Origin of the sequence: Arthrobacter glacialis, from assembly GCF_002909415.1 — a bacterium.
In the GTDB taxonomy this organism is placed as follows: Bacteria; Actinomycetota; Actinomycetes; order Actinomycetales; family Micrococcaceae; genus Specibacter; species Specibacter glacialis.
In genome coordinates, this window is sequence record NZ_PPXB01000002.1 from 298,595 (window position 1) to 311,516 (window position 12,922).

11 protein-coding genes and 1 tRNA gene are annotated in these 12,922 nt (G+C 62.2%); all 12 read right to left on the bottom strand.

All coding sequences use genetic code 11. The features are described from left to right. Positions 1 to 72: 72 nt before the first annotated feature. Complete coding sequence (gene pth, locus CVS28_RS03255; protein ID WP_103480617.1) at positions 73 to 645, bottom strand: aminoacyl-tRNA hydrolase; 573 nt, start codon at positions 643 to 645, stop codon at positions 73 to 75. Positions 646 to 654: 9 nt separating this feature from the next. Further along, on the bottom strand, positions 655 to 1,221 hold the full coding sequence (locus tag CVS28_RS03260; protein WP_103464282.1) for a 50S ribosomal protein L25/general stress protein Ctc: 567 nt from the start codon (positions 1,219 to 1,221) through the stop codon (positions 655 to 657). Between the two features lie 501 nt (positions 1,222 to 1,722). Beyond that, positions 1,723 to 2,559, bottom strand: a complete 837-nt coding sequence (locus tag CVS28_RS03265; RefSeq protein ID WP_133159036.1) for a hypothetical protein — start codon at positions 2,557 to 2,559, stop codon at positions 1,723 to 1,725. Between the two features lie 189 nt (positions 2,560 to 2,748). Then, positions 2,749 to 3,729 carry a ribose-phosphate diphosphokinase gene (locus CVS28_RS03270; RefSeq protein WP_103464280.1) on the bottom strand — a complete coding sequence of 327 codons (981 nt, stop codon included), beginning with the start codon at positions 3,727 to 3,729 and terminating at the stop codon, positions 2,749 to 2,751. 39 nt (positions 3,730 to 3,768) lie between these two features. Then, a complete protein-coding gene (gene glmU / locus CVS28_RS03275; RefSeq protein ID WP_103480619.1) occupies positions 3,769 to 5,220 on the bottom strand; it encodes a bifunctional UDP-N-acetylglucosamine diphosphorylase/glucosamine-1-phosphate N-acetyltransferase GlmU in 1,452 nt (483 codons plus the stop codon). A 103-nt stretch (positions 5,221 to 5,323) separates the two neighbouring features. Further along, a tRNA-Gln gene (locus tag CVS28_RS03280) sits at positions 5,324 to 5,398 on the bottom strand. A gap of 152 nt (positions 5,399 to 5,550) precedes the next feature. Further along, the gene (locus CVS28_RS03285; RefSeq protein ID WP_103480620.1) at positions 5,551 to 6,381 is read right to left on the bottom strand and encodes a type IV toxin-antitoxin system AbiEi family antitoxin domain-containing protein; all 831 of its coding nucleotides are present in this window, start codon (positions 6,379 to 6,381) and stop codon (positions 5,551 to 5,553) included. 258 nt (positions 6,382 to 6,639) lie between these two features. After that, positions 6,640 to 8,418, bottom strand: coding sequence for an ABC-F family ATP-binding cassette domain-containing protein (locus CVS28_RS03290; protein WP_103464277.1), 1,779 nt, complete (start codon positions 8,416 to 8,418; stop codon positions 6,640 to 6,642). Positions 8,419 to 8,464: 46 nt separating this feature from the next. Next, entirely contained in the window at positions 8,465 to 9,514 is a 1,050-nt protein-coding gene (locus CVS28_RS03295; protein WP_103480621.1) for a 4-(cytidine 5'-diphospho)-2-C-methyl-D-erythritol kinase, read from the bottom strand. Positions 9,515 to 9,516: 2 nt separating this feature from the next. Continuing rightward, complete coding sequence (gene rsmA, locus CVS28_RS03300) at positions 9,517 to 10,395, bottom strand: 16S rRNA (adenine(1518)-N(6)/adenine(1519)-N(6))-dimethyltransferase RsmA (RefSeq protein ID WP_103480622.1); 879 nt, start codon at positions 10,393 to 10,395, stop codon at positions 9,517 to 9,519. A gap of 96 nt (positions 10,396 to 10,491) precedes the next feature. Next, a complete protein-coding gene (locus CVS28_RS03305; protein ID WP_243399665.1) occupies positions 10,492 to 11,622 on the bottom strand; it encodes a resuscitation-promoting factor in 1,131 nt (376 codons plus the stop codon). 308 nt (positions 11,623 to 11,930) lie between these two features. Continuing rightward, positions 11,931 to 12,824 carry a TatD family hydrolase gene (locus CVS28_RS03310; RefSeq protein WP_103464273.1) on the bottom strand — a complete coding sequence of 298 codons (894 nt, stop codon included), beginning with the start codon at positions 12,822 to 12,824 and terminating at the stop codon, positions 11,931 to 11,933. Between the last annotated feature and the right edge of the window lie 98 nt (positions 12,825 to 12,922).

The window sequence follows — 12,922 nt, forward strand, 5'->3', positions numbered from 1 at the left end:
GGCCAAGATTGCCGATCGCTTTGCCGTGGCGATTCCAAGAAGTGCAGCTAACGCTAAATTCGCTTGCGCGTTTTAGCTGAATTTGTCCTGTGCAGCCAGCAGTCCGCTGCCAGCCAATAGCTCGACGGCGTCGGCCGCGTTATCGATCAGGAAGGGAAGAGTCTTGTTCTCCGCCGTGGAGAAATCCCGCAGCACGTGGCTGGCGGCGTCAGCGCGTCCGGGCGGACGCCCCACGCCGGCACGGACACGGTAGTAGTCCTTGGTGCCAAGGGTTTTGGAGATGTCGCGCAGGCCGTTGTGGCCGCCCTCGCCGCCACCAAGTTTCACCTTGACAGTGTCAAAGGGGATGTCAATCTCGTCATGGATGGCAATCACATGGTCGGGGGCGAGGTTGTAGAACTTGGCGAGTTGCGCCGTCGGACCTCCGCTGAGGTTCATGAAAGTTGCTGGCTTGGCCAGAATCAACTTGTGCCCACCCATGGACAGCCTGCCCGTGGCCACCAGCGCCTTGGCTTTGTGGGTCTTGAAAGTGGCGTCCATGCGGGAGGCCAATTCCTCAACCACCATGTAACCAATATTGTGCCTGTTACGGCTGTAGCCGGGCCCGGGATTCCCGAGCCCGACTACAAGCCAAGTTTCACTCATAAGTGATTATTACTCTGCAGCTGCTTCAGCTTCAGTGGCAACGGCGGGCTCAGCGAAGTGAACGATCAGCGCTGTGCCTTCGGTAACCAGAACCGAGTTGGCCGGCAGGACCAGGTCGGAAGCGTGGATGTGCGCACCGGCGGTGCGGCCGGCAATGTCAACCTCGATCTTGACGGGAACGTGGGTTGCATCAGCGGAGAGGCTGATGGTCATTGTTTCCTGGTTGACGATAACGGAGGGAGCAGGCTCGCCAACGATGACGACGGGAACGTCAACGTCAACCTTCTCGCCCTTCTGGACGGTCAACAGGTCGATGTGCTCAACGATCTGCAGTACGGGATCCTTCTGAACATCCTTCACCAGGGCGAGGTGCTCTACGCCATCAACCGTGACGGTCAGCAGGGCGTTGGCGCCGCGGATGGCGCGAACAGTTTCGCGCTCCGGGAGAACGATGTGCAAGGGAGCAACACCGTGGCCGTAGATTACTGCGGGGATCTGCTTGGCACGGCGGATGCGGCGAGCCGCGCCCTTGCCGAATTCGTTGCGGGCTTCGCCGATCAGGTTCAATTCAGTCATGAAAAAAGCTCCTTCATTCATTGGGGGTGGGCGTGGACTAAACAGGTCAACACAATCCACCACACGAATGCAAGGAGCGTAGAAGACCCAGTCGATCACGGACTCTCGCTTTCGCAAGCGTCCCTCGCCAAGGTTTACTGATCCATCTTAGCAGAACGACGCCGGCTTGCCAGCACCCTGTGGCACCAACGGACTTCGGCCATGCGCCACGGAAGGCTCCCGCGTGGCGCATACCCAAAGTGCCCTTGGGCTATGCGCCATGGTGGCGGCCAGCGCTGCGCATGTGCAAAGCGTTTTGGGCTATGCGCCATGGTGGCGGCCAGCGCTGCGCATGTGCAAAGCGTTTTGGGCTATGCGCCATAGTGGCGGCCAACGCTGCGCATGTGCAAAGTGCCCTTGGGCTATGCGCCATGGTGGCGGCCAGCGCTGCGCCCGTGTGACAGCTGCGCCGCGGCAGACTCCAACACTGCGCATACGCCAAGCTGAATGCAGGCTCAGGGGTCACTTTGCTTCTGAGCTGATGGTTGCAAGTGCCTGGCGTACCCAGTCGCACAGAATATCGGGCCGATGGAGCACCATTTGGGCGCTCACCCGCAAACACTTCCGCCCCTCGATGACCAGCAGGTTGTTCCGCATCAAATCGTCGGCCCACCCCGAAGGCGTGTTGTGGTAGCGCTCCCCGTCGGTTTCCAGGCCAAGGAGTCCTTCTATCAGCAGGTCCAGATGCCCCACACCCTTGACATGGAACTGGCTCTGCACGTTGTATCCCTGTTGGCGCAAGTAGTACCTGGCCAAGGTTTCCACTATGGACATGGACTGCGGATCAAGCATCTCGATGATGGTCCGCCCCTTGGCCCCTGTCCGCCCCGTAAAAGCAGCCCGCAGTTGGGGAATGGTGCATTTCTTGAGGACCACAGCAGATTCCAGCACAACCAGCGCTTCCGCTTCCGTGCCGCACTGGACGCATTGCCGCAAAATGTCCATCAGCGACTGCGGGCCCCTGACCCTGTGGACCACACATCCCGGAACTGGACGTCCATGGGCCGCTGCCACATGTGGTGCTTCCGGCGCCGTGATGATCCACAACCCCAGTTGTTCAGCTTTGCTGAAGCAGGTTCGTCTCGCCTGGTGCTGCGCCAGCCGAACATCCAGTGGGTCTGCATCTGGCAGTGCCACATAGCCGCGGCCAATCCTTCTGATCAATCCATTGCGCTCGGCCACGCTGACGCCCCAATCCGTGCAGCCACTGACCAGCAGGTCCTTGCGCCGTGCGACTTTGCCCCGCCGAACAAGTTCGGCCACCACTGTGCTGCTCTTGAGGTCATCTTCATGTGTCATGTCACCCATGGTTCCCAAACAGCGGGAGCCGCGGTAGCCCCGGCGTCGTCAATGTGGACAAGAGCCAATCCAGCAGCGGTTGTGGATGAATCAACCCGGCAAATCATGCGCCTCCTCGGGCGCCAGCGCAGCGCATACGCAAACGGCCGCCTCCGAAGGGAAGCGGCCGTCTGTTGTTAGCGCTAAATGCTATGCGTTGCCGTCGAACAGGCTCGTTACTGAGCCGTCCTCGAAGACTTCCTTGATGGCGCGGGCCAGCAACGGTGCAATGGAGAGCACTGTCAGCGTGGGGAAGCGCTTCTCTTCCGGGATGGGCAGCGTGTTGGTGACAACCACTTCGCGTGCACCACAGTTGGCCAGGCGTTCGGCGGCCGGGTCGGAGAAGATGGCGTGCGTTGCGGCGATGATGACATCCTTGGCGCCGGCATCCTTCAAAACGCGGACTGCGCCGGCGATGGTTCCACCGGTGTCGATCATGTCATCGATCAAAACGCAGGTGCGTCCCTCAACCTGCCCCACAACAGTCTTGGAAACGGCCTGGTTAGGCACCGTCAAGTCGCGTGACTTGTGCACGAAGGCCAGCGGCGCCCCACCCAAGCGCTCGGCCCACTGCTCAGCCACACGCACGCGGCCGGTGTCGGGCGAGACAACAGTGACGTCGTCGTCCCCCACGATGGTGCGAATGTGATCAGCCAGCAACGGAATCGCGAAGAGGTGATCAACGGGGCCGTCGAAGAAGCCCTGAATCTGCGCCGTGTGAAGATCAACGCTCATGATGCGGTCCGCGCCGGCGGTCTTGTACAGGTCGGCAACCAGGCGCGCCGAGATCGGCTCGCGGCCGCGGCCCTTCTTGTCCTGGCGTGAGTACGGGTAGAACGGCGCCACCACGGTGATGCCACGGGCCGAGGCACGCTTCATGGAGTCAACCATGATGAGCTGCTCCATGAGCCAGTTGTTCAACGGGGCCGGGTGGGCCTGGATGATGAACACTTCCTTGCCGCGCACGCTCTCGCCGGACCGGACGTAGATTTCCCCGTTGGCGAAGTCGTAGGCAGACATCGGCAGCAGTTCCGTGCCCAGGCAGCGCGCCACTTCTTCAGCCAGCTCGGGGTGGGCGCGGCCCGACGCCAGGACCAGTTTCTTGTCGACGTTGTGGCTAAGTTCGCTCATGGGTTCGCTTTCTCGCAATGGTGGGGTAGTTGAGAAGTCTTAGTTGCTGGCATTTTGCGCCGCTTGCGCGGGGATGCTGCCGGGCCTGTTGGCCAGAGTCCAGCCCTCGGCATTGCGCTGGGGTGCCACGGTCATGCTCAAGGCACCCGCCGGAACGTCCTTGCGCACAATGGCGCCGGCGCCCGTGAAGGCACCGTCGCCCACAGTTACCGGGGCCACGAACACCGTGTTGGAGCCCGTGCGCACGCCCGAACCAATGACGGTGCGGTGCTTGTTCACGCCGTCGAAGTTGGCCGTGATGTTGCCGCAGCCAATGTTGGTGTCCTCGCCGATCTCCGCGTCACCGGCATAGCCCAGGTGGCTGAGCTTGGAACCGCGGCCGATCGTGACGTTCTTGGTTTCATAGAACGCACCAATCTTGCCGTCGGCGCCCAACACTGTGCCCGGACGCAGGTAGGTGTACGGGCCCACGTGGGCACCCTCTCCGATGATGGCACCGGAGCCGTGCGTGCGGGTCACTTCCGCCCCTGCCGCGATCTGGACGTCGGTCAGCGTGGAATCGGGACCTACGACGGCGTCGCGCGCCACTGTAGTTTTTCCGTGCAGTTGGGTGCCGGGCAGGATGGTGACGTCTTCATCGAGCTGCACAGTGGAGTCGATCCATGTGGAGGCGGGGTCGATGATGCTGACGCCAGCGCGCATCCAGGCCTCAACGATGCGGCGGTTGTGCTCTGCGCCCAGCGCGGAGAGTTGCACGCGGTCGTTGGCGCCTTCCACCTGCCAGCGGTCAGTTGTGGAGACGGCGGCAACCCGACCGCCGTCGGCCCTGGCCAACGCCAAAACATCCGTCAGGTACATCTCACCCTGGTTGTTGTCCGTGGTGACGTTCTTGAGCGCCTTGCGCAGGACTGCGGCGTTGAAAGCGTAAATGCCTGAGTTGATCTCGCGGATTTCACGTTCCGCGTCCGTGGCGTCCTTGTGCTCGCGAATGCCCAGCACGGTGCCGTCTGCCTCGTCGCGCAGGATCCGGCCGTAACCGGCTGCGTCGTCGAGAACTGCCGTCAAAACCGTCACGGCGTTGTTGTCGGCTGAGTGCGTGGCGACAAGCTCGGCCAGCAGCTCGGTGGTCAGGAGGGGAACATCGCCATAGGTGACCACCACGGTGCCGCTGACTTCGGCGCCAGCGTCCAGGGCATCCAGGGCCTGCTGCACTGCGCGGCCGGTGCCGGGGATCTCATCCTGGTCCACGATCTGTGCAGCCGCATCCAGCCCCGCAACGTGACCGGCCACCAGATCGCGCTCGTGGCGAACCACCACGGCAAGCTTGGCCGGGTTCAGGCCCTTGGCTGCTGCCAAGGCATGGCCCACCATGGAAATTCCGCCCAGGGGATGGAGGATCTTGGGTGTGCGCGACTTCATTCTGGTGCCAGCGCCGGCAGCCAAAACGATGACAGCTGCCGGAATATCGGTGGGGATTTCTTGGGGGCTCACTAAGTGGCACTCCTGCCCGGACCAGAGTCCGTCTTAAAACGTACGCAATGGGAAACTATTCCATGGTACCTGCTCGGGCGTTGTGCCAGATCGCGTACAAAAGTGGTTCCGCCCATAGGATTCGAACCTATACTCCACAGCTCCAAAGGCTGGGGTGCTGCCATTACACCAGGGCGGACCGTGCGCTACATGCTCTCGCTAGAAGCTCACGAGAATATAGTGTGCCACGCCGGTGGCATATTTCGCGAGTTGAGAGCCACCGTGGCGGGCAAATTCGTGGCGGCAGGTGTCAAAGGTCACAGCACTTTCCGTGCTGACGCAGGCGGGATGTCACTTGGAACGGATCATCGCCAAGGCTTGTTCCACCCAACGGAGCATGAGTTCGGGGTGGTACAGCACAACGGCTGCCGGTATCCGCAGCCGCCAGATCCCGTTGAGCACGTACATGGTGTCGCGCCTAAGATCCTCGGCCCAGCCCTCCGGTGTGTTGTGATACTTTTCCCCATCCGTCTCAATGCCCAGAACACCCTCAACCAACAGGTCCAGATGCCCGGCATCTTTGATAAACGCCTGCCCTTGCACGTTGTACCCGGCCTGGCGCAGATGGTAGCGCCCGCAGGTTTCGGTGATGGACATGGACTGCGGATCAATCATGGCCACAATGGCGCGGCCGGCTGTGTCCTCACGACCATTGAATTCCCTGCGCAACCGCCCAATGGTGCACTTTTTCTTGACCACCGCGGATTCAAGAACCACGAGGGCTTCAAGCTGGGTGCCGCATTGCACGCACTGGCGCAGGATATTAACCATCGATTGCCCGCCACTGACCCGGTGCACCAAGCACCCGGCAACAGGGCGCCCGTGCGCCGCGGCAACATGGGTTTGCCGCGGTTCCACCAACAACCACAGTCCCAGATCCGCAACTTTGCTCAAGCACGTCCGTCTGGCTTGGTGGTTGGCCAGCCAGATGTCCGCCGGGTTGGCGTGGGGCAATGCGTAGTGTCCCCTCGCAACGGCTCTGAGCAATCCCTGCGCCTCGCCCTGGTGAAAGTCCCAGGTGGTGAACCCGAGAGCCACAAGGTCCTTGCGGCGGGCAACGCCGCCTCGGCGATCAATGGCTTGCACCAGCGCCTGACTTTTTTCATCCCTGTTCTCGCCCATGCATCAAGGGTGGGCCGAATGCCGCGATGGCGGCAGCCTCGGCGTCGTAATTGGGGACAAAAGAGCCCCCACGTGCCGCTGTGGAGGAAGCAAAGGCCGCAACCATGAAATTATGCGGAAAACTGACCACGAGTTTCACGCATAAGTTCAGGGCTCTGAAATTATGCGTGAAACCCGTGGCGAGTTCCACGCATAGGTACTCATGCGCAAAACTCGCCACGGGTTCAGCGCATACGTTCAGGGTTCGGCAGAAGCGGGTTACTCCAGGACGGCCGAGGCGTCCAGCCACTCCAGTTCAAGGCCTTCGCGCTCAGTGGCAAGCTTGGCCAGCTTGGCTTGAAGGTCAGCCAGGACGTCGTACTCGCCCACATGGGCGGCCATCTTCTCGTGCAGCTTGGCCTCCGCGGCTGAGTTCTTGCCCAGCTGGCGCTCCAAACGGTTCAGCACCTTGCGGGCATCACGCTTTTCACCTTCAGTGGGGCCCGACGGCGCAGGGGCGGCACTCGGACTGCCGGAGGAGGGTGCCAGTCCGGCGTTCTCGCGCAGTTCCAGGTACTGATCCACGCCGCCGGGAAGGCCGCGCAGCTTGCCGTCGCCCAGGAGAGCCATCTGGTGGTCGGTGACGCGCTCCAGCAGGTACCTATCGTGCGAGACCACAACCAGGGTGCCGGGCCAACCATCAAGCACATCTTCCACGGCCGCCAAGGTGTCGGTGTCGAGGTCGTTGGTGGGCTCATCGAGCATGAGCACGTTCGGCTCCCCCACCAGCAGGCGCAACAGCTGCAAGCGCCTGCGCTCACCACCGGAGAGGTCCTTCACCATGGTCCACTGCTTGTCCTTGGTGAACCCGAGCTGCTCCACGAGCTGCCCGGCCGTCATGTCCTTGCCGCCCACCTCGAATGAACGCTTTTCGCGCTCGATGACCTCAATGACGCGCATGTTCAGGACGTCGTCGAGCTCCTTGACTTCCTGGGTCAGCACGGCCGTCTTGACAGTGCTTCCGCGCTTGACCTTGCCGGACGACGGCGGGACCTCACCGTTGAGCAGCTGCAGCAAGGTGGTCTTGCCGGCACCATTGACGCCGACCAGGCCAAGCCGCTCCCCCGGAGCCAGGCGCAGGGTGATGTTGTTGAACAGTTCCTTCTCGCCGTAGCTCAGGGACACGTTTTCTAGGTCAATGACGTCCTTGCCCAAGCGCGCGGTGGCCATTTTGGACAGGGCCACGGTGTCGCGGGGTTCTGGCACATCGGCGATCAATTCGTTGGCGGCCTCAATGCGGAACTTCGGCTTGGCCGTCCGGGCAGGGGCGCCGCGGCGCAACCAGGCCAGCTCCTTCTTGACCAGCTGCACGCGCTTGGACTCCATCACGGACGCAGACCGGTCACGCTCGGCGCGGGCCAGTACATAGGCGGCGTAACCGCCGTCGAACGGGTCAATGATGCCGTCATGGACTTCCCAGGTGCGGGTACACACTTCATCCAGGAACCAGCGATCGTGGGTGACCACCACGAAAGCGCCCTCGTTGGCACGCCAGCGCTGCTTGAGGTGCTTGGCCAGCCAGGCCACGCCCTCAACGTCAAGGTGGTTGGTGGGCTCATCGAGCATGATGACGTCGTCATCGCCAATGAGCAGCTTGGCCAGGGCCACGCGGCGCTTCTGCCCGCCGGAGAGCGAGTGAATGTTGGCGTGCCAGTCGACCTCGCCCACCAGTGCGCCCATGATCTCGCGGATCTTGGGGTTGGAGGCCCACTCGTGATCGGCGGCCTCCCCCACAATCGCGAAGCCCACAGTGTCCTCGCCGTCGAGCACGTCAGTCTGGTCCAGGTAACTGACCTGGACGCCGCCGCGCACAGTGACGCGGCCGGAATCCGGACTCTGCCGCCCGGCCAGCAGGCGCATCAGCGTGGACTTGCCGTCGCCGTTGCGGCCCACAATGCCAATGCGGTCCCCTTCTTCCAGGCCGACACTGACACCGTCGAGGACGGTTCGGGTGGCGAAGGCAACGCTAAGATTTTCCCCGCCAAGCAAATGAGCCACGTGGTACCACTTTCCTTACAACAAATTATTAAGAGGACAAATAAATTTAGGGGATGATTGCGGCGCCGTGCACGGGGCCTTCCACAGCCCACGCCTGGTGGCCGTGCTCGGCCAACGCTGCGGCGAGGTCGCTGGCATCGTCGGCATCTGAGGCCAGGAACGCCAGCGTGGGGCCGGAGCCGGAAACCAAGGACGCCAGCGCACCCAGCTCGTCCCCCAGGGCCAGCACCTCGCTCAGGGCCGGTGCCAAACTTTCCGCCGCAGCCCCCAGATCGTTGCGCAGGAACGGTGCCAGCGCGTGCGGATCCCCCGCCCGCAGGGCAGCCAAAACGCCGGCCTCTACCTGCTCCGGCTCGCGCACCTCTCGCCCGGACGCCTCCCGCAGAGCATCGAGGGTGCCGTAAACAACGGGCGTGGACAGCCCAAAACCTGCCGGCACCAGAACCCAGTGCAGGGGCGTGGGTGCCAGGGCTGCCGTGAGCTTGTCCCCGATGCCAAGCCCGACGGCGGCACCTCCCAAGAGTGCGAACGGCACGTCGGCGCCCAGTTCTGAGCCCAGTTGTGAGAGTTCCTCGCGGGAGAGACCGGTGTGCCAGAGTGCATCGCAGGCCACCAGGGTGGCTGCAGCATCCGCCGAGCCGCCGCCCATGCCGCCGGCGATGGGGACATGTTTGGTGATTTCGATGTGGATGCCGCTGGGGTTGGCGCTGATGTCAGCCACCAGCAGCGCTGCTTGGACGGCGAGGTTGCCTTTGTCCAGCGGAATATTGGCCAGGTCAACAGGATCCAACGTGCTTCCCGCACCGATGCTCACGGTGATGTCCGTGGCGTCCGTGCCGGGCTTGACCATGACCAGCACTTCTTCATAGCGTGAAACCGCCAGATACGTGCTGGCTACGGAGTGGTACCCGTCCGGCCGGAGCGGGCCCACCTGAAAGAAGGCATTGATTTTCCCCGGCGCACGCACTTTTACGTGGCGCGGACGGGCAGCCCACAAGGGGTCGTTGGCAAAAACATCAGCCGTGGCCGAGGTGTCCGGCCCACGTGCCGCGCCGGTGTCCCTGGACGTGCCGGCAGCCTTGTTGAAGGGATCCATGGTTAGACCGTGGCGGAAATCTTGGCTTCGGCGATGCGTGCATAGGCAACCACATCAATGACTTCGCCGCGGGCGCTGGGATCCACCCCGGCCTGGCGCAGGTACGTTTCGGCCTGTGCCGCCCCGCCGGCCCACCCGGCAAGCGCTGCGCGCAGGGTCTTGCGGCGCTGGGCAAATGCTGCATCAATGACGGCGAAAACTTCTTCACGGCTGGCGTGGGTCTTCGGTGGTTCGCGGCGGGTGAACTCCACCAAGCCCGAGGAGATCTTCGGTGCCGGCCAAAAAACGTTCATGCCAATGACGCCGGCCTTGCGCATCTGTGAATACCAGGCGCCCTTGACCGACGGCACGCCGTACGTCTTGGAGCCGGGCCCGGCCACCATGCGGTCAGCCACTTCATCCTGGACCATGACCAGCCCATGCTTGAGCGACGGGAAGTGTTCCAGCAGGTGCAACACCACAGGAACTGCCACGTTGTACGGCAGATTCGCCACCAACGCGGTGGGTTCGGCTGGCAGTTCGGTGACGCGCATAGCGTCGGAGAGGACGACGTCGAGGTTTCCCGCCAATGCGGGGCGGAACGCGGCCACCGTGGAGGGCAGCTTCGCCGCCAGGACCGGATCAATTTCAACAGCCACCACGCGGGCGGCGGCGTCCAGCAGACCCAGGGTCAGCGAGCCCAGGCCGGGACCAACCTCAAGGACCGTCTCGGTGGGGTCCACCTTGGCTGCAGCCACAATTCTGCGAATGGTGTTGCCGTCAATAACAAAGTTCTGTCCCAGTGTTTTAGTGGGACGCACACCAATCTCCTCCGCAAGTCGACGGATCTCGGTGGCACCCAGCAGTGGCTGGGGTGCGGGGCTGGGCTCGGGTGCGGTCACTAAATAATCGTAGCCGCTATTAACGCACTCACTCCCCTGCTGGCATGAAAACCGGCAAGGGAGTGTGTGATTAGGACTGTATTTACTTTTTTGGTGCTAGCCCGCGGCGTGCGCGCAGCCCCACGGCTGCAAGCCGCGCGTTGCGTACACCTTGTTAGCTATGTCAATCTGCTGGGCCTTGGTGGCCAGGCTGGCGTTGGGGGCGTAGGCTCCGCCACCGGCCCCAATCCAGGTGCCAATGTCGAACTGCAGGCCGCCGTAGTAGCCGTTGCCGGAGTTGATGGCCCAGTTGCCTGTTGACTCACACTGGGCGATGGCGTCCCACATGGCCTCATTGGACATGGCCGGGGCACTGGCGCCGGTGTTGGCGCCAGCGGCGGGGGTGGCTGCGGCTTCCGCCTTCGGAGCGGGGCGTTCCTTGCTGCCTACGGAGATTTGCGCGGCAACAGGGGCCACCACAACCTTGGACCCGGTCTCGGTGCGGCTGACCACGGCGCCGTCAATGGTGACAGTCCTGAACGTTTTTTCCAACGAGCCGGCGACACCTTCGCGGGTGGTTTTCTTCTCATCCTTGAAAAGTTCGGCGTCCACTTTTTGCTCAGACTCAAAGGCGACGGCTTCGGTGGCCGTGTCGGTGCCGTTGGTATTCACCCGGGTAACCTTGACCACCATGTTTTCCACCACCGTGGCCACGCCCGGGACGGATACCTGGTCCGTGGGAGCCAAATTCAGGCCGGCTTCGGCGAGAACTGCCGAAACATCCTGGGCCGTAGTGGTTTTGACGGTCTTCTTGCCGTCAGCCACCAGGGTGACCTGCTTGGGGGTGATGATGCTGATGTCACTGGAATTTGCCAGCAGGGTGTCCGCCGGAACTGACAGGCGCGCATTGGCGGCGATGCCCAATTGGCTGATCAAGCCGCTGATCTTGGTGGAGGTGGTGGTGACAGTTTTTTCTGCACCGTCCAGGCTCACGGTAATGTCTTTGGCTGTGTTGACGGTGACAACGTCACCGTCAGCAACAGCAGTGTCCAGCGCGGGGCTGACGTGGTCTTCTCCGGTCACGCTCACATTTGCACCCTTGAGCACATCTGCCACGGACCCGCCGAAGGCTTGAACTGAACTACTCTGGCCATCCATGACCAAAGTGACGGACTTGCTGGTACCGGTGAAGGTGAGTAGTCCGGCTACCAGAGCCACCAGGACGGCGGCTTGGCCGGCAAGCTTCAAAAAGCTCAGTTTGCCATCGGTTTTGTAGAGAAAATTCACTTGTTCCCGTAACTGCTAGAGCACCCGGGCACGGAGAAGTAAGGAAGCAATCATGAACAGATTTAGTCCGCAAACCACCACGGACTGCACTGTAAAAATTGTTCTTGCGAACGTTCGCCCCGAACCACGAACAAGGCGTGAATCCGGCAGCATTTGATCCGTTGGCCTTCCCCGACCACGGCTAATAGTTCCCCAGCGTAACCTAATCGTGATCAAGTGGACAAGAGTTGATAACGGAAAAGTGATGAACTCGACAGGCTCAAATACGCTTAATCAGCCCACGAACCGTAGACAGCCTCTGTATTTTGACGTATCGCCAGGCTGAGTTCGTTGACCTCACGGCCCAGAATTTGTCCCATGCTTTGCACCGTGTAGGGCAGCATGTAGCTGGCATTGGGCCGCCCTCGGAAGGGGTGCGGCGTCAAAAATGGCGCATCCGTCTCGGCCAGGATCAGCGCCGGATCGGCAACCACCAGGGCTTCGCGAAGATTTTTTGCATTTTTAAACGTCACCGTGCCCGAAAAGGACATGTACCAGCCGTTCTCGTTGCAGATTCTTGCCAGTTCCGCGTCCCCGGAAAAGCAATGAAAAACCAGACGTGAGGGCGAGCCCACCTGCGCCAAAATGTTCAGCACGTCCACGTGGGCGTCACGGCAATGGATTTGCAGGGCAAGGTCGCGGCGCTTGGCCATGTCAAGGTGTTCCCGGAAGGAGTGGTGCTGTGCCGCCACGCCTTCCTCCCCGGTGCGGAAGTAGTCCAGACCGGTCTCCCCGATGGCCCGGATCCGGGGGTGCGCGGCCATGGCATCAATCTGCACCAACGCATCATCCAAGGAACCCTGCTGGGCCAACTCGGGGGCATCATTGGGATGGATGGCCACGGCACCCAACAGGCGGGGATCGGCGTCGACCGCCTCCACCGTGAAGCGCGAGGACTCCAGGTCGCAGCCAACCTGTACGGCCCCTGCAATGCCCACCGCCTGCGCGGCGTCGAGGGCGGCAGTCAGTTCAACGGGTGAATCACCAAAGTCAAAGTGAGTGTGGTTGTCATAGATGGGCACCTCAAGCATCACGGGCGCCGGCGCGAAATCGCCCCTGTGCGTGCCGCCCTGGGAGGCGAGCGATGCGGGTCGGTAAGGGCGGGGAATGTCGTCAGTGCACATATTCCCTTACTTTACCGTGAGGGAATTTGGCGGCCGGTAGGGCGAAAATGCGTGCGGGATAGTAGCGTTGGTCACACTAGGCGGATGCTGAGTGCATC